16 protein-coding genes and 1 pseudogene are annotated in these 22,167 nt (G+C 44.3%); 8 read left to right on the top strand and 9 right to left on the bottom strand.

The window, feature by feature from the left end; translation table 11 throughout:
- Positions 1–42 precede the first annotated feature (42 nt).
- From QUA13_RS24485 to QUA13_RS24465, 5 genes are all read right to left on the bottom strand, one after another.
- Positions 43–1,110 carry a calcium-binding protein gene (locus QUA13_RS24485; RefSeq protein WP_333202741.1) on the bottom strand — a complete coding sequence of 356 codons (1,068 nt, stop codon included), beginning with the start codon at positions 1,108–1,110 and terminating at the stop codon, positions 43–45.
- Positions 1,111–1,316: 206 nt separating this feature from the next.
- Entirely contained in the window at positions 1,317–2,366 is a 1,050-nt protein-coding gene (locus QUA13_RS24480) for a calcium-binding protein (RefSeq protein ID WP_333202740.1), read from the bottom strand.
- Between the two features lie 118 nt (positions 2,367–2,484).
- Entirely contained in the window at positions 2,485–3,537 is a 1,053-nt protein-coding gene (locus tag QUA13_RS24475; protein WP_333202738.1) for a calcium-binding protein, read from the bottom strand.
- A 134-nt stretch (positions 3,538–3,671) separates the two neighbouring features.
- Positions 3,672–4,691, bottom strand: coding sequence for a calcium-binding protein (locus QUA13_RS24470; protein WP_333202736.1), 1,020 nt, complete (start codon positions 4,689–4,691; stop codon positions 3,672–3,674).
- Between the two features lie 263 nt (positions 4,692–4,954).
- Positions 4,955–5,938: a calcium-binding protein gene (locus QUA13_RS24465; RefSeq protein ID WP_333202734.1), complete on the bottom strand. Its 984-nt coding sequence runs from the start codon at positions 5,936–5,938 to the stop codon at positions 4,955–4,957.
- 535 nt (positions 5,939–6,473) lie between these two features.
- Between QUA13_RS24465 and QUA13_RS24460 the strand changes: the two genes are divergently transcribed.
- The 4 genes from QUA13_RS24460 (at position 6,474) to QUA13_RS24445 (ending at position 13,151) form a co-directional block, all read left to right on the top strand.
- Positions 6,474–10,469, top strand: coding sequence for a magnesium chelatase subunit H (locus QUA13_RS24460; RefSeq protein WP_333202732.1), 3,996 nt, complete (start codon positions 6,474–6,476; stop codon positions 10,467–10,469).
- Between the two features lie 120 nt (positions 10,470–10,589).
- Positions 10,590–12,677 (top strand): DUF262 domain-containing HNH endonuclease family protein, encoded by a 2,088-nt coding sequence (locus QUA13_RS24455; RefSeq protein ID WP_333202730.1) that lies wholly within the window; start codon positions 10,590–10,592, stop codon positions 12,675–12,677.
- 45 nt (positions 12,678–12,722) lie between these two features.
- Positions 12,723–12,926 (top strand): type II toxin-antitoxin system HicB family antitoxin, encoded by a 204-nt coding sequence (locus QUA13_RS24450; RefSeq protein WP_333202728.1) that lies wholly within the window; start codon positions 12,723–12,725, stop codon positions 12,924–12,926.
- 18 nt (positions 12,927–12,944) lie between these two features.
- The gene (locus QUA13_RS24445) at positions 12,945–13,151 is read left to right on the top strand and encodes a type II toxin-antitoxin system HicB family antitoxin (RefSeq protein ID WP_333166080.1); all 207 of its coding nucleotides are present in this window, start codon (positions 12,945–12,947) and stop codon (positions 13,149–13,151) included.
- A gap of 78 nt (positions 13,152–13,229) precedes the next feature.
- On the opposite strand, the pseudogene QUA13_RS24440 reads toward QUA13_RS24445, so the two are convergent.
- Together QUA13_RS24440 and QUA13_RS24435 are read right to left on the bottom strand one after the other, a co-directional pair.
- A pseudogene (locus QUA13_RS24440) lies at positions 13,230–13,406 on the bottom strand (type II toxin-antitoxin system VapC family toxin); the annotation flags it as partial.
- Positions 13,407–13,504: 98 nt separating this feature from the next.
- Positions 13,505–14,716 carry a glycosyltransferase family 2 protein gene (locus tag QUA13_RS24435; protein WP_333202726.1) on the bottom strand — a complete coding sequence of 404 codons (1,212 nt, stop codon included), beginning with the start codon at positions 14,714–14,716 and terminating at the stop codon, positions 13,505–13,507.
- A gap of 123 nt (positions 14,717–14,839) precedes the next feature.
- Between QUA13_RS24435 and QUA13_RS24430 the strand changes: the two genes are divergently transcribed.
- From QUA13_RS24430 to glcD, 3 genes are all read left to right on the top strand, one after another.
- On the top strand, positions 14,840–15,232 hold the full coding sequence (locus QUA13_RS24430) for a transporter (protein WP_333188912.1): 393 nt from the start codon (positions 14,840–14,842) through the stop codon (positions 15,230–15,232).
- A 92-nt stretch (positions 15,233–15,324) separates the two neighbouring features.
- Positions 15,325–16,209 carry a DUF6671 family protein gene (locus tag QUA13_RS24425; protein WP_333202724.1) on the top strand — a complete coding sequence of 295 codons (885 nt, stop codon included), beginning with the start codon at positions 15,325–15,327 and terminating at the stop codon, positions 16,207–16,209.
- Positions 16,210–16,278: 69 nt separating this feature from the next.
- The gene (glcD, locus tag QUA13_RS24420; protein ID WP_333202722.1) at positions 16,279–17,754 is read left to right on the top strand and encodes a glycolate oxidase subunit GlcD; all 1,476 of its coding nucleotides are present in this window, start codon (positions 16,279–16,281) and stop codon (positions 17,752–17,754) included.
- Positions 17,755–17,958: 204 nt separating this feature from the next.
- On the opposite strand, the gene QUA13_RS24415 is transcribed toward glcD, so the two are convergent.
- Complete coding sequence (locus tag QUA13_RS24415; RefSeq protein WP_333202720.1) at positions 17,959–19,776, bottom strand: PAS domain S-box protein; 1,818 nt, start codon at positions 19,774–19,776, stop codon at positions 17,959–17,961.
- Between the two features lie 553 nt (positions 19,777–20,329).
- Here QUA13_RS24415 and purH point away from each other — a divergent pair.
- Positions 20,330–21,874: a bifunctional phosphoribosylaminoimidazolecarboxamide formyltransferase/IMP cyclohydrolase gene (gene purH / locus QUA13_RS24410; protein ID WP_333202718.1), complete on the top strand. Its 1,545-nt coding sequence runs from the start codon at positions 20,330–20,332 to the stop codon at positions 21,872–21,874.
- A gap of 107 nt (positions 21,875–21,981) precedes the next feature.
- Here purH and QUA13_RS24405 read toward each other — a convergent pair.
- Positions 21,982–22,167: hypothetical protein (locus QUA13_RS24405; RefSeq protein WP_333202716.1), on the bottom strand; the 186-nt coding region annotated here is incomplete at its 5' end.

Raw genomic sequence — 22,167 nt, 5'->3', positions numbered from 1 at the left:
TCCCAGCAGCGATCGGGCAAATCCTGAATATCTTCGAGATTTCTATCCAATTGAAAATGTATAAGTTCCAAATAATGATAATTGATTCAAGGTCAGATTTCCGCCGCCCTCAATAACAGCGATCGTGTCAAAGTTACTGATTGATGGCACTCCATTTCTAGGGTTACTAAAGCCCTTCGTTTGGATAGCTAAATCTCGACCATTGTTAATGGAGAACACCGAGAATATATCTAAGTAAGACTCTGATTGTGCGATAGCTCCTGCTAGCTGAATAGTATCCTGACCTTGAGTAAAGTTCCGAATTGTAGCAAAACCCGGCCCGATATAAAACTGTGTCGATCCTAGTGGCGTCCCCCTACTGGTTATGTTCTCCTCACCAAGCGCAAATGTATCGCGGCCGCTACCGCCAATGAGAATATCGAATTCATTGCTGCCGTCACTTTCATACTCTCGACCGCTTCCAAAGCCATTACCTGTACCTAAACCTACTTCAACTGCAATTAATTCAACTTTCCCCACCCCGGAACCGGTGAGGATGTCATTCCCAGAACTTCCGACAAAAGTCGCAGACCGGCTTGGCTCGTTTTTCCCAAAATTGAAGTAGTGTTCCCGACCGGTTTTCAAGGCTCCCGATTCGACAAACGGCCGAACATCGGGATTTTTTTGTAAGTATTCTGTTTCAAAAAATGAAGTGCCAAACTGACCGTCTTTGATGCCGAATTGAATGAAATGCTGGTAGCCGTTTTTAAAAGTTCCATTCTGAATAAACGGCTGCAACTGTCGGTTATTTGCGAGATAAAACGCTTCGTCATACTCAGGCGATACGCGAGTGCGACCTTCTTCGTAACCGTATTGAATAAAGTGGTCTAGCCCGGTTGCAAAAGGGGCGTTTGGGTTGTTGGGGGTGCGGACTAAGGCAGCGATGTCTGGGTTGCCAGCGAGGTAAGTAGCTTCGTCAAAGTAACGCGATATTTTGGTCAGGCCGCCGGCTTGACCGAACTTTTCAAAGTGTTCTCTGCCGGATTTTATAATTCCTGCATCAATGGCTGGTTTGACCCAAGGATATTGGGCCAGGTAGTATGGTTCGTCAAAAATGTCATAATTTGTCATAATTATTGCTCCAAGCTTAGTCTGCTTACTTGTCGGTTAAACTTGACCCACTATAAATAACTCTACGAAATCACTATGTCAAGTTAATTATTGTTAAGCCTTTTTTATTATTTTTATGGCAAACACAACAGTGCGATCGCCATTTTTGCGAATGTGCGATCGCACCGACAGCAGCCCAAGCCAAATCCCCAATAGCTTCTAGATTTCTACCCAAGTGAAAATCTACTAACTCTAGATTCTGGTAATACATTCAACTTGAGATTTCCGCCACCTTCAATAACAGCGATAGTGTCAAACGGAGCCGTTCCGGGAACAGCGAGGAGTGAAGCTTTGTATTGGATAGCTAAATCTCGATTGTTGTTGATGGGCAATATCAAGTATTGATCTGAGAAAGGTAAAAACGCATCTCCTAGCACGATGCTATCCTGACCTTTCGTAAAGTTCCGAATTGTCGCAAAACCCGGCCCAATATAGAATTTTTCGGTTCCGGGCGCAGAACTTTTACCGCCTTCTATAAGGTCTCCGAGTACGAATATATCGCGGCCGCTACCGCCAATGAGAGTATCGAATTCATTGCTGCCGTCACCTTCATACACTCGGCCTTCGCCAAAGCCATTACCTGCACGTAAACCTACTTCAACTCCAATTAATTCGCTATTCCCCACCCCAGGACCGGTAATGATGTCATTCCCAGGAGTTCCGACAAAAGTCGCAGAGCGGCTTGGATCGCTTTTGCCAAAATTGAAGTAGTGTTCCCGACCTGTTTTCAAGGCTCCCGATTCGACAAACGGCCGAACATCGGGATTTTTTTGTAAGTATTCTGTTTCAAAAAATGAAGTCCCAAACTGACCGTCTTTGAGGCCGAATTGAATGAAATGCTGGTAGCCGTTTTTAAAAGTTCCATTCTGAATAAACGGCTGTAACTGTCGGTTATTTGCTACATAAAACGCTTCGTCATACTCAGGCGATACGCGCGTGCGACCTTCTTCGTAACCGTATTGGATAAAGTGGTCTAGGCCCGTCGCAAAAGGGGCATTTGGGTTGTTGGGGGTGCGGACTAAGGCAGCGATGTCTGGGTTGCCAGCGAGGTAAGTAGCTTCATCAAAATACCGCGATACTTTGGTTAAGCCGCCGGCTTGACCGAATTGTTCAAAGTGTTCTAATCCCGATTTGATGACTCCTGCATCAATGGCTGGTTTGACCCAAGGATATTGATCGAGGTAGTATTTTTCGTCAAAAATTGCGTAACTAGCCATGTTTTCCTCCTGCGGCTTTAATTAGGTGTTTATGCAATTTATCACTCATCAGGAACTCACACAATACCCGATCGGGTGATTTTTCCAAGTGTCAAATTCCACTTAAACTCTATGCTTTCTAGCCGAGGAAAGTGAGACCGACTGGAGGACTAAATGGATTTATCATCTCAATCGGTTGCAGAGTTAGATTTGATCCGCCCTGAATTCTGGCAAGTGTATCTCCCGATTTTTGAATTAATAAGTCCGCCCCTGATGGAAATATACTCAGTTCATTAAAGCTTTCCACCAACTGAATAAAATCTTTTCCTTTTTCAAAATTGACAATCCTGGCCTCCCCACTGCCCGTATAGAAATCTACCCGGCTGATCAAACTACGTCGGTTGTTGGGAACAGCATCTCCGAGTACGAAGTAATCAATGCCAGAAGTGCCAATCAATGTATCGAATTCAGTGGTAGTCAGGAAAGGCTCTCTCGTGATGTCATCCAATTTCAAAGCGTCATACTTATTCTTATTAATACCAAAAGGTGGATTTGGGCCGGCGAAAGCTACTTGCAGTCCGATAATTTGATTTTTTCCCGCTGTAAATCCCGTGACGATATCATTACCGTTGGTTCCTGTAAAAAATCCGTATCGATTTGACTCAAATTGCCCAAATTTTAGATAGTGTTCTCGACCAGTTTTTAAACTTCCAGCCTCCACAACTGCCGCCACATCTGGGTTATCTCCCAAGTAACGTGGTTCAAAGAAACTTGTCCCGTACCTACCTTCTGTTTTTCCGAATTGGATAAAGTGTTGAAAGCCGGATTTAAAAATTCCGTTCTGCACGAAGGGAGTTATTTCGGGGTGGCGCTTTAAATAAAAAACTTCGTCGTAGTCAGGCGATACTCGCGTGCGGCCTTCTTCGTAACCAAACTGGATAAAGTGGTCTAAACCTGAAGCAAAAGGTGCGATTGGATTGTTGGAATTGCGGACAAATGGTGCAATATCTTGATTTTGAGCGAGATAGGTATCTTCGTCAAAATAGCGCGATATTTTTGTCAGGCCGGCGGCTTGACCGAATTTTTCAAAATGTTCTCTCCCGGATTTGATAATGCCGGCATCAATAGCGGGTTTCAACCAAGGGTATTGGGAGAGATAGTATTGTTCGTCAAAAATGTCGTAGTTTGCCATGTTTTTTTTTGCCAAATAATCCAAAAACCGCCAGGGGTTTAAACCCCTGGCTAATAGCGAAAGTCCTCTCAAAGAGGACTGAATAACTCATACCAAATCCGGGTTACTTACTCCTTTGACTAATAACAGAAATCCTAATTTATAAAAAATGAGCCACCAGAAAAGTTAAATAATACATTGAAACCTAAATTACCTCCGTTTTCAATTACAGCAATTGTGTCGCCGCTGCTCGTTTGGCTGATTCCATTTTTAACAACAGGCAAGCCATTAGTTTGGATTGCCAAATCCCGATTGTTATTGACAGGAACAAAATTGTATGTATCAAGAGAATACCCGGTCAACACAATGTAATCTTGACCTTTGGTAAAGTTCCTAATTGTTGCAAAACCAGGACCGATATATAGCGGAAATGTTCCAGAGAGTAGCCTTTCGCCCAACTCGAAGCCATCTTGGCCGCTACTACCAATGAGAGTATCGAATTCATTGCTGCCGTCACTTTCATAATTTCTGTATCCAGTAGAGCTTAAACCTACTTCTACTCCAATCAGGTTGGTATAGCCCGCGCCAATTCCAGTGAGAATATCGTTGCCACTGGTGCCGACAAAAGTTGCTTCGCGGGCCGGCTCGTTTTTACCGAAATTAAAATAGTGTTCCCGACCCGTTTTCAAGGCTCCAGAGTTGACAAACGGCACGATGTCGGGGTTTCTCGATAAGTAGCGCGATTCAAAAAATGAGGTCCCAAAACGATCTTCTTTTGCACCAAATTGAATGAAATGCTGATAGCCATTTTTAAAAGTTCCGTTTTGAATAAACGGCTGCAAATCTCGGTTATTTACCGTGTAAAATGCTTCGTCATAATCAGAAGATACGGCCGTCCTGCCTTCTTCGTAACCGTATTGGATAAAGTGGTCTAAACCTGAAGCAAAGGGTCGGTTTTGGTTGTTGGCAGTGCGAACAAAGGGTGCAATATCTTGATTTTGAGCTAGATATGTATCTTCGTCAAAATATCGCGATATTTTTGTGATGCCGGCGGCTTGACCGAACTTTTCAAAATGTTCTCTTCCGGATTTGATGATTCCTGCATCAATGGCTGGTTTGAGCCAAGGATATTGCGAAAGGTAGTATTGTTCGTCAAAAATTGCGTAGTTAGCCATATTTTCCTCCTACGGTTTTGATGATTTGGAGCGTGAATACCCATCAGCTTTCCATTCACTCGATCGGCTATCAATAATTTATACAATGCAGACTTTATGAAATGTTTTTAAGTTCCTGGTTAAGTATTATTTTTTGTGACTAATTATGCGAAGACTTTATTTTTGTTTCGGTAATTATACTTTCTTCTATCAGTTAATTGCTCGACATAAAAAAGTCATCAATCATCAGTATTAACTAATGACTGATGACTGATGACTGATGACTATCCAATTAAGAAAGTACCGTTACCGTTAGATTCTTGGAAAGTCAAATTCAAACTCGATCCTCCTTCAATCACACCGAGCACATCTCCAAAACGCTGGATTGACAAATTGTTGCCAACCGGAATCAGGTTGTAACCGCTTAAAGAAGTTCCTTGCAGTTGGATAAAATCGCTTTCTATGTCGAAGTTGCGAATGGTAGCTTGACCGTTACCCAAATACAGCGGTGTCGGGGTGACATTCCCGGCTGTAGCAGGAACTCCGAGTACGAATGTATTAGTTCCCGGGGCGCCAATCAGGACATCGAATTCATTGGTGCCAAAACTTTCATACTGACGGTTGCCTTGGGGATCTATACCTACTTCCACTCCCACAAGTTCGACATCGCCCACGCCAACACCAGTTATAACATCGTTGCTGCGGGTGCCGACAAAAGTCGCGTCACGGGCGGGCTCAAATTGTCCAAAATTGAAGAAGTGTTCCCGGCCTGTTTTCAAGTTTCCAGAGTTGACAAACGGCACGATGTCGGGGTTTTCTTTTAAGTATTCCGGTTCAAAAAATGAAGTTCCAAAACGACCTTCTTTTGAGCCGAATTGAACGAAATGCTGGTACCCTGATTTGAAAGTTCCGTTCTGAACGAACGGTTGGAGTTCAGAGTTGTTTGCTAAATAAAAGCTTTCGTTGTATTCGGGTGATACTTGGGCGCGGCGCTGTCCTTCATCGTAACCGAACTGGATAAAGTGATCGAGGCCGGTCGCAAAAGGCGCGTTTGGGTTGACTGTGCGGACGAAAGGTGCTAGGTCTGGATTCCCAGCAAGGTAAGCATTTTCGTCAAAATAGCGCGATACTTTAGTTAGACCGCCTTCTCGCCCGAATTTTTCAAAGTGTTCTCTCCCAGATGAGATTACTCCTGCGTCAATGGCTGGTTTGACCCAAGGATATGAGGCGAGGTAGAATTGTTCGTCGAAAATTGCGTAGTTAGCCATGTTTTCCCCTTGAGGTTTTGATGAGTTTGAGAGTTTATAGCAATTAGCTTTCCATGAAGTCGATCGCAGATCGGGAATTTACACAAAACAGATGTTATGAAATGGTTTTAAGTTCCTGGTAAAATGTCAACTTTTTTGACTCAGCAATTATCCGAAGGCTACATTCTGCCTTCACAAATTATGCCTTCTTTCCATCTGTTAATTGCTCGATCGCAAGTTTGATCGGTTATACAAAACTTGGAACTTTTTTCAGGATTTCTTTCTCAATCGTTGATTAATTTTTAATTATTTTTATCCAACCCATTAATCCTATACATACTAAAAAATATTTGTCAAGTAAATTTTTGTAAATAAAATATGGAGTATTTGCTCAAGGAATTTATAAAAAAATGTAACGAAAAGTTGCCAGAAATTTGTCGAATTGTGTAGTGTGCAGGCTCAAATCGCCTAATGGCAAGCGTTTTCTGGTAAAAATGCTTATGGGATAAAAAAATTCCCGATTCCCGAAAACAGCATCTTAAAGGAGCCTAACCGGATGTTCACTCACGTCAAGCCCACCATTCGCCACGTTGTGCCGGAAAACTTGCAGGGGCGATCGCTCATGAAGGTGGTCTATGTCGTACTGGAACCGCAGTATCAAAGCGCCCTCTCGGCAGCGGTTCGATCGATAAACCAGAAAAATCCGAATTTGGCAATAGAAATCAGCGGCTACCTGATCGAGGAACTCCGCAGCCCGGAAAATTACGAGGCCTTCAAGCGGGATGTGGCGGATGCCAATGTATTTATTGCTTCTCTAATTTTCATCGAAGATTTGGCAGAAAAAGTGGTAGCGGCGGTGGAACCGCTGCGCGACAGCTTGGATGTCGCCGTCGTCTTCCCGTCGATGCCAGGGGTGATGCGGCTAAATAAAATGGGCAGTTTCTCGATGGCACAGTTGGGACAAAGCAAAAGTGCGATCGGCGAATTTATGAAAAAACGGAAGGAAAAATCCGGGAGTTCCTTCCAAGACGGAATGCTGAAACTGCTGCAAACTTTGCCGAAAGTGCTGAAATATTTGCCCATCGACAAAGCCCAAGATGCGCGAAACTTCATGCTGAGTTTCCAGTATTGGCTGGGCGGTTCCCAAGAAAACTTGGAAAACTTCTTGCTGATGCTGTCACATAAATATGTTTTCAAAGGCCAGGAACAGCTAACTTTTCAAGAGCCCGTTGTCTACCCGGATATGGGAATTTGGCATCCTTTGGCACCGTCGATGTTTGAGGATGTAAAAGGATATCTCACCTGGTACAACGCCCGCAAAGATATTTCGGCAGACCTCAAAGACCCCCTCGCACCTTGCATCGGGTTGGTGTTGCAGCGGACTCACTTAGTCACGGGAGATGACGCGCACTATGTAGCAATGGTGCAGGAATTGGAGGCAATGGGGGCGCGGGTGGTGCCGATTTTTGCCGGCGGTTTGGACTTCTCGAAACCCGTCGAAACTTTTTTCTTGGAAGTTGGGGCGAAAGGTGTTGCACCGCTGCCAATAATTGATGCGGTCGTTTCTCTGACTGGTTTTGCGCTGGTGGGCGGCCCGGCGAAACAAGATCACCCGAAGGCGATCGAGACTTTGAAAAAATTAAATTGCCCTTACATGGTGGCTTTGCCGCTGGTTTTCCAAACGACGGAAGAGTGGGAAAATAGCGATTTAGGCTTGCACCCGATTCAAGTTGCTTTGCAAATTGCCATTCCCGAGTTGGATGGCGCGATCGAACCGATTATTTTGTCGGGAAGAGATGGCGCAACTGGCAAGGCGATCGCCCTACAAGACCGGATCGAAGCAATTTCCCAGCGCGCCATGAAATGGGCAATGCTGCGCCGCAAACCAAAATTAGATAAAAAAGTTGCGATCACAGTTTTCAGTTTCCCGCCGGACAAAGGCAACGTCGGAACAGCCGCTTATTTGGACGTTTTCGGCTCGATTTACCAAGTATTGAAAGCCTTAAAAGGCAACGGTTACGACTTGCCAGAATTGCCGGATTCCGCCGAAAAACTGATGCAAGAAGTCATCCACGACGCAACAGCCCAATACCAAACTCCTGAATTAAATGTTGCTTACCGGATGTCTGTAGCTGAATACGAAGAATTCACTCCTTACTCGGAACGCTTGCAAGAAAATTGGGGCCCGCCTCCGGGACATTTGAACAGCGACGGACAAAATTTGCTGATTTTCGGCAAACATTTCGGCAATGTGTTTATCGGCGTGCAACCTACTTTTGGATACGAAGGCGATCCGATGCGGTTGTTATTCTCTCGTTCCGCCAGCCCGCACCACGGTTTTGCTGCTTACTACACATATTTGGAGCGCATTTGGGGTGCGGATGCGGTGCTGCACTTTGGCACTCACGGTTCGCTAGAATTCATGCCTGGTAAGCAGATGGGAATGTCTGGGGAATGTTATCCCGACAGTTTGATCGGCAAAATTCCCAATATCTATTATTACGCTGCCAACAATCCCAGCGAGGCAACAATTGCCAAGCGCCGCAGTTATGCTGAAACAATCAGTTATCTGACTCCTCCGGCTGAAAATGCTGGTTTGTACAAAGGTTTGCAGGAACTCAGCGAGTTAATTGCTTCTTATCAAACTTTGAAAGAGACTGGGCGCGGTGTGCCGATTGTTGATGCGATCGTCGAAAAATGCCGTTTGGTGAATTTAGACAAAGATATCGCCCTACCTCCCGAACAAGAAAGAGGGGTTGCGGCGGGAATGACTTCGGAGGAACGGGACAATTTAGTTGGCTTGGTTTACCGCAAGTTGATGGAAATTGAGTCGCGGTTGTTACCTTGCGGTTTGCACGTTATCGGTAAGCCGCCGACTGCGGAAGAGGCGATCGCAACTTTGGTGAATATCGCCAATTTAGACCGCGAAGAAGACGGGCTGATCAGCTTGCCGCGAATTATCGCTAACAGTCTCGGACGCGATATCGGCGAAATTTACACCAACAGCGACAAAGGCATTTTAACAGATGTTGAATTGCTGCAAAACATCACCTTGGCCTGTCGGGATGCCGTTGGCGCTTTGGTGAAGGAACAAACCGACGCTGAGGGTAGAGTTTCCCTTGTTTCTAAGTTGAATTTCTTCAACATGGGCAAGAAAACACCTTGGCTTGAAGCTTTGCACGCCGCCGGTTACAAAAAAATCGATCCCGAACCGATTAAACCGCTGTTTGAGTATCTGGAATTCTGCTTGCAGCAAGTTTGTGCCGACAACGAATTAGGCGCACTGTTACGCGCGTTAGAAGGCGAGTATGTTCTGCCTGGGCCCGGTGGCGATCCGATTCGCAACCCGGATGTTTTGCCGACGGGCAAGAATATGCACGCTTTGGACCCGCAGTCAATCCCTACAACGGGGGCGGTTAAGTCTGCTAAGGTTGTAGTCGATCGGCTGTTAGAAAGACAGCGCGTTGATAACGGCGGAAATTACCCAGAGACGATCGCCGTTGTATTGTGGGGAACCGACAACATCAAGACTTACGGCGAATCCCTCGCCCAAGTAATGTGGATGGTGGGAGTGAAGCCAGTTCCCGACGCTTTGGGCCGGGTAAACAAACTCGAATTGCTTTCTTTAGAAGAGTTGGGACGCCCTCGGATCGACGTAGTAATTAACTGTTCTGGTGTATTCCGCGACTTGTTCATCAACCAAATGAATTTGTTAGATAAAGCAGTGAAAATGGCAGCGGAAGCCGACGAACCCTTAGAAATGAACTTCGTCCGCAAACACGCATTGAAGCAAGCGGAAGAAATGGGAATCAACCTGCGACAAGCAGCAACCCGCGTATTTTCCAATGCGTCCGGTTCCTATTCATCTAACGTCAACTTGGCGGTGGAAAACAGCACTTGGGAAAGCGAAGCCGAGTTGCAGGAAATGTACTTAACTCGCAAATCCTTCGCCTTTTCTTCCGACAATCCCGGAACAATGGAACAAGACCGGAAGATTTTTGAATCATCCTTGAAAACTGCTGAAGTCACTTTCCAGAACTTGGATTCTGCCGAGATTTCTCTAACCGACGTGTCGCACTATTTCGACTCCGATCCGACTAAATTGATCGGCAGTTTGCGCGCAGATGGCAAGAAACCGGCATCCTTTGTTGCTGATACAACCACAGCCAATGCGCAGGTGCGGACGCTATCAGAAACCGTGCGTTTAGATTCGCGGACTAAGCTGCTGAATCCGAAGTGGTATGAGGGGATGTTGTCGCACGGTTATGAAGGTGTGCGGGAGATTTCTAAGCGTCTGGTGAATACGACTGGATGGAGTGCGACTGCGGGCGCTGTGGATAATTGGGTGTATGAGGATGTCAACACTACGTTTATCCAAGATGAGGAGATGCAGAAGCGTTTGCTTAACTTAAATCCTCATTCTTTCCGCAAGATTGTCAGCACTTTGCTTGAGGTGAATGGCCGGGGTTATTGGGAAACTTCGGAGAACAATTTGGATCGTCTGCGTGAGTTGTATCAGGAGGTGGAAGACCGGATTGAGGGGGTAGAGTAGGATAGTTTGGGGCAGGCTTTTGGGCCTGCCTCTTGACTATGATTAGAATATTCCACTTGGTAGCGATACCTGTGGCTTAAGTGACGAACAAATCTTTAGATATATTTGGAGTGATTGGCAATGAAAGCAGATAGTTGGAAAATTGCCAAAGTTTTCAGTTCCGGTGGTGAAATTCATTATGTTATGCCCCACTTTCAACGCCAATATAGTTGGGAAAAAACTGAATGGGAAGTGTTATTAAAGGATGCGATCGCAATTTATGACGAATACGATCCCGAAAAAGAACCAGAACATTTTATAGGATCTCTGGTAGTCATCAATGATGGAACACGCGGCATAATGACAGCTTTTAACTTGGTTGATGGCCAGCAACGTTTGACCACCTTATCCTTACTATTTCTTGTTTTGCGGGATATTATCAAGCCCACCGATCAAAAGCTTGCTAAGAAAATCAATAAATTTGTAGTCAATTCAGATGAAGAAGGCGAAGGTGATGTTTATTTTAAACTTTTACCAACCAATAAATATGGCGATCGCCAAGCTTATCAAGCGATTATTTTAGAAGGAAATTATAAGCAATTTACTGAATCTGGCATACCTAAAGCTTATAATTATTTTCTTCCCGAAATCGAATCTAAAGTTAAAGAAGGTGAACTAGATATTGGTAAGTTTTTTACAGTATTACAGAACTGTTTTCAACTTGTTTTCATAGAACTTAATAAAGATGAAAATCCTTATCATATTTTTGAAAGTCTGAATGCCAAAGGCAAACCGTTAACTCAGGCAGATTTAGTCCGCAACTATATGGCGATGATGTTACCAACATCTCAGCAAGAAAATGCTTTTACTAAATATTGGGAAAAAATTGAGGGATTATTGCAAGAAAAACGAATAGTTGGGAAATCAGGGATGGGTGAATTAACGGCTTTTCTTCGGCATTATTTAGCAATGGAAACGAGAAATCTTTGTGCCGAATCCCATATTTATGCACGATTTCGTGATTATTGTAAAAAATTAGATGACCAAGCATTTGTCCTAGAAATTGCTAATCTCCTAAAATTTGCTGAATATTATGACAAACTACTGCGACCTGACAATGAAGACAACGAAAATATTAAAATAGTATTATTGCGCCTCAATACTTTCGACCTTTCTACTGCTTATCCGTTTTTATTAACGCTCTATAATGAGTATAAATCTCAAAAGATTGATCGTGAGGAGTTTATCGAATGCTTAAAATCACTAGAAAATTATTTGGTTCGTCGGTATATTTGTGGAAAACAAACAAACTATCTTAATAAAATGTTCCCCTCCATTTGGAAAGATGTAGAAGCAATGAAAAATGAAGATGAAGAAATCACTTTGCCAGAAGCTTTGCAAAAAGTTTTGATTGCCAAGCAATATCCTAATGATAATGATGTTAGACAATCAATTAAAAGCCGTCAACTTTATGAGAAAAACACTCACAAAATATGTCTTGTTATAGAAACAATTAATCGCCACTTGTCTAAGGGAAAAGGTGGGTTTACTGTCCTTGATCAAAAATCAACTATTGAGCATATTTTGCCACAAACGTCAAGCGAAGATTGGGAGAATGAACTTGGAGGTGAATTTCAACAAATCTACCGAGATTATTTACATACCTTGGGGAATTTAACTTTAGTTACTCCTGAGTGGAATTCACAACTTTCTAATTCATCATTTCTGGTGAAAAAGCAAAAACTGGCTGAACACGCTTTGCGAATTAATAGTGACTATTTTTCTCAAAGTATTAACCGATGGGATGAAAAAGCTATTCTCGAACGAGCTAATTTTCTCAGCATTAAGTTTATCGAAATTTGGCCATCTCTTGGAGAACATGAAGTATTTCCTACTCGCACATCCGGTAAGCCAAAGTTGATTAAAATCTGTGGTGACGAAATTCCACTTCCTAAGCAAACCTGGCGACAAGTTACAATTCAATGCTGTGAGTGGGTGATTAAAAATAGATCGGATCGCTTTGAAAAGGCTAGAAATTTACTTAAACCTCATTTCCAAGAGAATCGCCCGGATAAAAATAGTGATGGAAATGAATGGCAGAAGTTAACAAATGGATATTGGGTTAATTTACACAAACCTGCGAAGGATCATAGAAAATTTTGTCGTCGTTTTCTAGAAGCAGTTAGGATCTCAGAAGACGATTGGAGTATCGAATATGTCAGTGATTAGGAATGATTATTTAGAGTTTTGTTAAAAGGAAGAAGTATTACAACCATGATGAATTACAAAGGTTACAGTGCTAACATTGAAGTATATTTAGCAGCCGAAATTCTTTTCGGACGAGTCCTCGACATTAATGACGTAGTGACTTTCAAAGCACAAACTATTGAAGAATCGCGCCAAGAATTCCAAAACTCGATCGATGATTATCTAGAGTTTTGCAAAGAATTAGGACAGGAACCAGCTCGACATTTTTGAGTGAGTTAAAATTCGTTAATGAAGTACGAAGTCATCATTTACTGGAATGAGGAAGACCAGGCATTTATTGCCGAAGTACCAGAATTGCCGGGATGTGCTGCGGATGGGGAAAATTATCAAGAAGCACTGCAAAATCTAGAGATTATTATGCAGGAGTGGATAGAAACGGCTAACGCACTGGGTCGTCCTATTCCTCAACCGAAAGGTCGCTTGATGTTTGCGTAGTAGAAATAGAATCACAGGTCATCGCCCTTATCTTCCCAAAGTGCGATCGCCCCTTTCTTCCCATTCAAAAATAATCCCTCAATTTCTCAAAATATCCAACACTAAAACCGTTAACCCCGGCAAAGAAGGCAACCGCGCATCATTTGTCAATAAAAACGAAGCACCCTCACAGATAGCTGTAGCCATTTGAATAGAATCGGGCGATCGCAAATTGTAACTGGCTGTGCGTTGGGCCGCTGTTTCAGCAATATCTGGAGTTAATTCAACTTAGGAGCGAGGGAAATGCGATCGCCCTGAACTTCCCCTGCATGGAAATTTAGTTTTGAGGAATGTTGGCAGGAACTTTAATGTTATCACCTGCGCTTCAACCCCAGCACGCTGAGAAAAAAGCTTGACAAAACCATCTGCAAACCGACAGTCAGGCAAGTGAGCGAGGGAATAACCAAACGCAGAGTTTTAGAAGGGTCGAGAGAACCGAAAGCAGTTTCGCTCCAGATAGTTAATGACAAGAACGAGCCAACTATTCCGATTAAAATCAGCGTGACTCCGACAATCAATCCTGTCTCTAACGTGACATAGCGAAATATTTTGTTGAGTTTGGGGTCTTCGGGCAGGAATTTCTCGCTGATGGCAAAAATCTTGGTGAAAAAAGCGAAAGTTACTGCTTGAAAACCGATGATAATTGCGATCGCACCATAAAGCAGCGTGTGTACATCAAAGCTGATGTTACCAATCTTTTGAGTACCGGGTAACAGCCAAACCACGATAATTAGACCCCAAATCATCAGCGCAGTACCCGGATACAAAAACAGCCACCTAGGACTGTAAAGCAGCAAAAATCGGAGGTGCCGCCAGCCATCTCGCCAAGTTCGCAAGTGCGGCGGTCGGCTGCGGCCGTCGGGAGAAAGTACGGTTGGGATTTCAGTTATCCGCAGCTTGTATACAGAGGCTTTGACCACCATTTCACTAGCAAATTCCATCCCCGTTGTTTGCAAGTCGAGTTTCAAAATTGAGTCTCTCCTAAAACCCCTGAGTCCGCAGTGAAAATCGCCGACGGGACTTGCAAAAAATAGCCGCCCAACCCATGTCAGCACCGGATTTCCTAAATATTTGTGCAGCGGCGGCATTGCACCCGGTTTGATGCCCCCTTGAAAGCGGTTTCCCATCACTAAGTCGAAACCTTCTCGCAATTTGTTGACAAAAAAGCCGAGGTTGGAAAAATTGTAGCTGTCGTCAGCATCGCCCATGATAATATAAACTCCGCGCGCTGCGATGATGCCTCCCATCAGGGCGCTGCCGTAGCCTTTGGCTGCTACGGGCACAACTCTCGCTCCCATTCTGGTAGCGATAGCTTGAGAACCGTCAGTGCTGCCGTTGTCTGCTATGATGACCTCGCCGGCAATATCAAGTTCGCGCAGCGACCTCAGTGCTTTCTGTATGCAGATTTCTAAAGTTTCTGCTTCGTTCAGACAAGGCATGAGTATCGATAGTTCTAGAGTATATTCTCCGCTTGGATTGGTCTGCTCTGCCATATATTTGTTCCACTCTCGATCGCGATCGACCATACTTGATTTTCCCGTATCTCTGCTTAAAATATTAGTGGTGAATAAAACCTAACAAAACTTAATTAAAGTTTTTTAGGTTTTTGGGAACGGCAATTTTTGATTGTACTATAGGTTAGTAAACTTATGAATAGAAGCGTTTTTATGTTATTGCTTGCTGCAATCTTGTGCGGCGTCGCAGGTCAATTCAGCCTGAAGGCAGGAGCTAAAATATTAGGGCCAATTGGCGCTGCTAATTTAATGGAAAAAATTATAGCAATGGCTACCCAGCCTTTGATTGTAGGCGGTCTTTCTTTATATGCAATTTCTTCTATCGGCTTTATTGTAGTTTTGTCGCGGGCAAACCTTAGCATAGTCTCGCCTTTACTGTCAATTAGTTACCTGTTTACTGTTTTAGGCGGCAAACTTATATTTCACGAGCCTTTACCGCCGCTGCGGTTAGTAGGCGTGGCCATGATTATGACGGGAGTAATTTTTGTACTCAGAGGTCAAGCTGGGGGGGTGACAGGAGGCAACTAGCGATCGCTTTTAAGATTGACGCTTGAGTGCTGAATTGATAACTTAGGTCAAAGGGTGTATTCGATCATTCTGTTATGAAATGATGCTGCTTTATGTCTAATATTTCTGAGCCTGTGAATCCCAATCAATTATTGAGCGATCGCACCGCAGTTCTTGCTACCATGCACCAAAAAGAACAGGTGATGGCTCCCGTTTTGGAACGAGAATTGGGCGTAAATATCCTAGTACCTGCGGCGCTTGACACTGACGCATTCGGCACCTTCACCAGAGAAGTTAAACGCTTAGGAACACAAATAGAAGCGGCTCGCCAGAAAGCACAAAAAGCCCTAGAAATTGCGGACGAAACTCTTGCCTTTGCCAGCGAAGGTACTTTCGGCCCTCACCCAATGATGCCGTATATTCCAGCTAACAGAGAAATCGTACTTTTATTAGACAGAGCGAACAATCTAGAACTAATCGGCGAATCTTTGTCGGTAGAAACTAACTACAGTCACCAGTTAGTTTCCAGTATAGAAGAAGCAGATGATTTTGCGAAAAAAGCGGGATTTCCCGAACATGGACTGGTGGTTGTAGTTGGCGACGCTGCCCTCGGTAACGGCGAAATTGTCAAGGGCATTAAGACAGAAAAACAACTTTTTGACGCTGTGACAGCAGGCTTAAAAAAATCGTCAACCGGCCGAGTTCACATCGAAACAGATATGCGGGCGATGTACAATCCAACTCGGATGAAAAACATCGAAAATGCAACTCTCGATTTAGTTAAAAAATTTAAGCAATTCTGCCCGGAGTGCGGTTGGCCGGGATTCGATATTGCTGAGACGAAAATCGGATTGCCCTGCGGACTTTGCTATTTTCCGACTCAGCTAGTGCGATCGGCAATCTATAAATGCAAAAACTGCGGTTATACTAAAGAAAAACTATTTCCCGACGGTCGAGAGACGGCCGATCCTTCCCTGTGTCAATATTGCAACCCTTAGAAAAATAATTGCACAAAAATAGTAAAGTTTGTAACAATATTATTGATAGTTCCCTAATTAAATTTACTAATGATAGCCGTAGAAACAGAACGCAACTGGAAACCCGTTATTAAAGAATTCGAGGCTGTAGTCGGCAAAAAAGGGGTCGTGCAGCGCCGCGAAGAATTGATTGTCTACGAGTGCGACGGACTCGCCAGCTACCGCCAGCGCCCCGCCATGGTGGTATTGCCTCGAACTACCGAGGAAGTGGCGCAAGTGGTCAAAATATGCGATCGCAACTCAATTCCCTGGGTGGCTAGAGGCGCAGGAACCGGCCTTTCCGGCGGCGCTTTGCCTGTAGAAAACTGCGTGCTGATTGTTACTGCCCTGATGCGAAAAATCCTGAAAGTAGACTTAGAAAATCAGCAAGTAGTCGTGCAACCGGGAGTAATTAATAACTGGGTAACGCAAGCAGTTAGCGGCGCTGGTTTCTACTACGCGCCAGATCCTTCCAGTCAAATTGTTTGTTCAATTGGCGGCAACGTTGCCGAAAATTCTGGCGGCGTTCACTGCCTCAAATACGGAGTCACAACGAATCACGTTTTAGGATTAAAATTGGTACTGCCCGACGGTTCTATTGTCGATGTCGGTGGCGAAATTTCCGAAATGCCCGGTTACGATTTAACTGGTGTATTTGTCGGTTCCGAAGGCACTTTAGGAATCGCTACAGAAGTGACTTTGCGAATTCTCAAAGCGCCGGAATCTATTTGCGTTCTCCTAGCGGATTTTTCCAGTATAGAAGCAGCGGGCGAATCAGTTTCCGATATTATCAGCGCTGGTATTATTCCCGGCGGCATGGAAATCATGGACAACATCAGCATCAATGCTGTGGAAGATGTGGTGGCAACTGGATGTTATCCCCGCGATGCCGCAGCAATTCTCCTCGTAGAAATCGACGGTTTAGAAGTGGAAGTTGCCACCAACAAACAGCGGATTGCCGATATTTGCAAGCATAACGGAGCACGAAATATTACCACAGCAACCGACCCGGAAACGCGCTTAAAAATTTGGAAAGGGCGGAAAGCTGCTTTTGCGGCGGCGGGTCATCTCAGCCCGGATTATTACGTGCAAGACGGGGTAATTCCGCGAACGCAAATGGCTTATGTTTTGAAAGAAATTGAGGGTTTGAGCGAGAAATACGGTTATCGAATTGCTAATGTATTTCACGCAGGAGACGGGAATTTACACCCCCTGATTCTGTACGATAACTCGGTAAAAGGTGCGCTGGAAAAGGTGGAAGAATTGGGCGGGGAAATTCTCAGGCTTTGCGTGAAAGTTGGGGGAAGTCTTTCGGGGGAACACGGCATCGGCGCTGACAAGAAGTGTTTTATGCCGGATATGTTTTCGGAGGTAGATTTGGAGACGATGCAGTGGGTGCGTCAGGTGTTTAATCCGAAAGGTTTGGCGAATCCTGGGAAAATGTTTCCGACGCCGAAGACTTGCGGGGAAGCGGCGAGGGCTAAGGTTGAAACTTTTAAGAAGTTGGATGGTGTGGAGGTTTTTTAATTCCCTATTTATGCAGGTAATGTGAACATAAAAGCACCCTGAAATTGTCTCTACAATGGGGAGGCGGAGCCTCTAAATATGCGTTCCCCGACTCTGGCTGGGAACGATAAAAAACGAGAAAAATCGTTTTTTAGGAGTGCGAGCGTCCCGCTCGCTTCCTTGCTTATATCTCAAGTTGGTAAGGTGCAGATTGCACACCGTGGGCTAATGTTGGAGCGGAATTTTGATAGTAAATTCCGTGCCCTTGCCCAATTCCGAAGTACAATATAATTCGCCGTTGTGTCTTTCTACAATAATTTGGTAGCTAATTGACAAACCCATTCCCGTACCTTTGCCAATGGGTTTGGTAGTAAAAAATGTATCGAATATTTGCTGTTTGACTTCCTCAGTTATTCCCGGCCCGTTGTCGGCTATTTTGATTTCTACAAAATTGCCAACCACTGCCGTGCCAATCCTAATTTGGCTGGGATTTTCTAGCATTTCTTGACAATTTTGCCGACTGTTCGCATCTTCTAAAGCATCGATCGCATTGCTGAGAATATTCATAAAAACTTGATTTATCGGCCCAGCAAAACACTCAATATTCGGCAATTCTTCGTATTGTTTGACAATTTGAATTGGCGGCTTTTCTCCGTTTCCTTTCAAACGGTGATTGAGAATTAGCAGCGTGCTGTCAATACCTTCGTGGAGGTTAACGGGTTTCATCTGTGAATCGTCATGCCGCGAAAAGTTCCGCAGCGACTGCACAATCTGGCAAATCCGCTCCACACCAACGCTCATTGAAGACAGTATTTTAGGTAAATCTTCCGCTAAAAAATCGAGATCTTTTTTTTCTCTTTCCTCTTGAATTTCGGCGACTGGATTAGGATAGTGCTGTTGATAAAGTTCGAGGTGCTGAAACAAGTCTTGAGTATAATTTTTGAGATGAGCGATATTGCCATAAATGAAGCTGACTGGGTTGTTAATTTCGTGAGCGACGCCGGCCAGTAGCAATCCCAAGCTAGACATTTTTTCGCTTTGAACTAATTGGGAATGAGTGGCTTTGAGTTGGTTAAGTGTGGCTGCTAGTTGAGCGGCTTGTTCTCTGCTTTGTGCTTCAGAATTATGCAAGGCTTCTTCGGCTTGTTTGCGCTCAGTGATGTCTCTCTGTACGCCAATAAAATGAGTTAATTTGCCCATTCGATCGCGCACGGGAGATATTGAGAAACAATTCCAAAAAGCGGTTCCGTCTTTGCGGTAATTCTTTAATATTACCTTGCATTCGCTTTCTGTTTGCAAGGCTTGGCGAATGATTTCTACTGCCGCCGGATTCGTATCGCTTCCGTGCAAAAATCGGCAGTTTTTTCCGAGAATTTCCTGTCGGCGATAACCTGTCATGCTTTCAAATGCGGGATTGCAATAAATAATGGGATGTTCTGGGTGAGTGGCGTCACAAATCGTAACTCCGGTGCTAGTAGCTGCTATAGCTCGATCGTACAACCAAAGCATTTCTTCTGCGCGCTTGCGATCGGTAATGTCCCGCAGCGTAGCTAAATAAGCCATTTCTCCCTCCCATTCCGTTTCCACCACCCGCATTTCTACTACAGCATTTGCTTTTTGCTGGCGAATAGCTTCAACTTCTGTTTGCACGACGCGAGTTCCTGCTACTTCTGTTTTTCCAACTTGGGGAATAATATCCGTGGCCATCTCAATGTCGCAAGCTGAACTTTCTACTACCAAATTGCCAAAAAATGCTTGACCTAAAAGTTCCTCTGCTTTGCAGTTAAACAGCGCTTCTGCTGACGGGTTGGCAAAACACACAAGTCCTCGCTTGTTAACGATTGCGATGCCGTCGGCATTTTTTTCGATCACATTCCGAAACCGAGATTCGCTAGCCTTCAAATCCTGCTTTAGCTGTTCCATTGCTCGCTCCATCTGCTGCAGTTCGCACAAACTAACACTATAAGCTTCGGAAATGTTAGCCTCTGTCGAATTCTCGGCTCTTTTTTTGGGCATCTCTTGGTAGTCTCTTCTGTTGCTCATATTTTTTTGAGCATTTTTTTTATGGTTTCTGCTAATATTACTGAGCTTATTTTCAGAATCGGCTTCTTGAAAAAACATATTTAAACCCTACCAAATTATTTTTTAGATGATGGTGTTGCATCGCCCAATGTTCCCGCAAATTTAGGGATAGAGCAATTTACACCCGATGCTAGCACATTACTTTTAGAATTCATCATAAAACATCGTTAAAATTCCAGAGCGATCGCCATCGAATTATCTATTACGCTTTTTTAAGTAACTTAAACAACATTGACACTTACGTAGGGAGACGAACTGTGAAGGCTGGATATGGCTTCAATTCGCCTCGCACTGGACAAAATAACCAGAGCCACGCGCAAGTCCTAAATATTTAGAAGCCACAGGTCAGTATAAAAAATCATATAGTTTTGACAAAAAATAAGGTTAAAAATAAGCGAACTCATCTTTGAATACTCAAAAATAATCATAATTAGCATTTATCAAATCATATCCCTGCCACCAAATTTGATATAGAATATAACCTGTCTATTTTTGCGCTCGCAACTTCAAACCAATGGCACGTCTAGCACTTCTGAGCACATCTAATAAAACCGGACTAATCGACTTAGCGCGCAGTCTAGTAGAAGAATTTGAATTTGACATAATTAGCAGCGGCGGGACAGCAACTGTCCTCAAAGAAGCTGGAATTCCAGTCACGAAAGTTGCAGAATATACTGGTTCTCCCGAAATTTTGGGAGGCCGAGTCAAAACACTTCACCCGCGAATCCACGGTGGTATTTTAGCACGCCGCGATGTACCGCAAGATTTAACAGATTTAAATGAAAATCAAATTCGGGCGATCGATCTAGTTGTGGTCAATTTGTATCCATTTGAAGAGACAATTGCTAAACCTGGAGTAACGCTAACCGACGCCATAGAGCAGATAGATATCGGCGGGCCGGCGCTGCTGAGAGCTTCAGCCAAAAACCACGCTCATTTGACAGTTTTGTGCGACCCCGAGCAGTACAATACTTATGTAGCAGAAATGCGGCAAAACGGCGGGGAAGCCTCCTTGAAATTCCGGCAAAGATGCGCGCTAGAAACCTTCAAACATACAGCAAACTACGATCGCGCGATCGCAACTTATCTCAGCAGCCAATCCGCTGAAGAATCTTCGCTACCAGAGCAGTTTAATTTATCAGGCAAAGAGTTGCAAACTCTCCGCTACGGCGAAAATCCCCATCAAGCCGCCACCTGGTATCAAAGCGGAAGTATACCGACAGGCTGGACGACTAGCACCATCCTGCAAGGCAAAGAATTAAGCTACAATAATTTAGTAGATTTAGAAGCAGCAAGGCGGCTGATCGTAGAATTCCCCGACACCCCCGCCGCCGCTATTCTGAAGCATACAAATCCTTGCGGCACAGCCTTGGGAAAAACTATTTCTGAAGCGTATCAAAAAGCCTTCGACACCGATTCAGTCTCAGCTTTCGGCGGAATTGTCGCCCTCAACCGCCCGATTGATGCTGCTACGGCAACGGCCTTAACTCAAACATTTTTAGAATGTATCGTCGCGCCGGGGTGCGAACCAGAAGCAGAAGAAATTATCAAGAAAAAGGCGAAAGTTCGAGTATTAATTTTGCCAGATTTGACTCAAGGGCCGCCACAAACTGTTAAAATTATTGCAGGCGGTTTGCTGGTACAAGAGTCAGATAATATAGTAGAAGAAACTAGCAAATGGCGGACTGTTACTGAGAAACAGCCGACGGCGACAGAGTTGGAAGAATTGCTGTTTGCTTGGAAAGTAGCAAAACACGTCAAATCAAATGCGATCGTTGTGACGCGCGATCGCACTACAATCGGTGTCGGCGCCGGACAAATGAATCGCGTGGGATCGGTTAAACTAGCATTGGAACAAGCAGCAGAGAAGAGCAAAGGAGCGATTTTAGCTAGCGATGGTTTCTTCCCCTTCGACGATTCAGTCAAAACTGCGGCTGAGGCGGGAATAATTGCGATCGTCCAACCCGGCGGAAGTATGCGCGATCGAGATTCCATCGAAGCAGCCAACCAACTCGGAATCACAATGGTTTTCACCGACATCCGCCACTTCTTGCATTAATTAAGTTCGTAGTGTAGTAATGACATCTTAGGTATCTCTCACGAACAAACAAGATGCCTGTTCCACAAAGAGTCAATTCTATTGTGGGGTGGGCTTCTAGCCCGCCCTCAAGCAATGATTAAATTTTTGTTCTTCCTTCTTCCTTCTTCCTTCTTCCTTCTTCCTTCTTCCTTCTTCCTTCTTCCTTCTTCCTTCTTCCTTCTTCCTTCTTCCTTCTTCCTTCTTCCTTCTTCCTTCTTCCTTCTTCCTTCTTCCTTCTTCCTTCTTCCTTCTTCCTTCTTCCTTCTTCCTTC

This window comes from Microcoleus sp. S28C3 (assembly GCF_036700785.1).
GTDB classification, from domain to species: domain Bacteria; phylum Cyanobacteriota; class Cyanobacteriia; order Cyanobacteriales; family Microcoleaceae; genus Microcoleus; species Microcoleus asticus.
The sequence above is the reverse complement of the archived record's forward strand: the minus strand, read 5'-3'. Positions and strand labels throughout refer to the sequence as shown.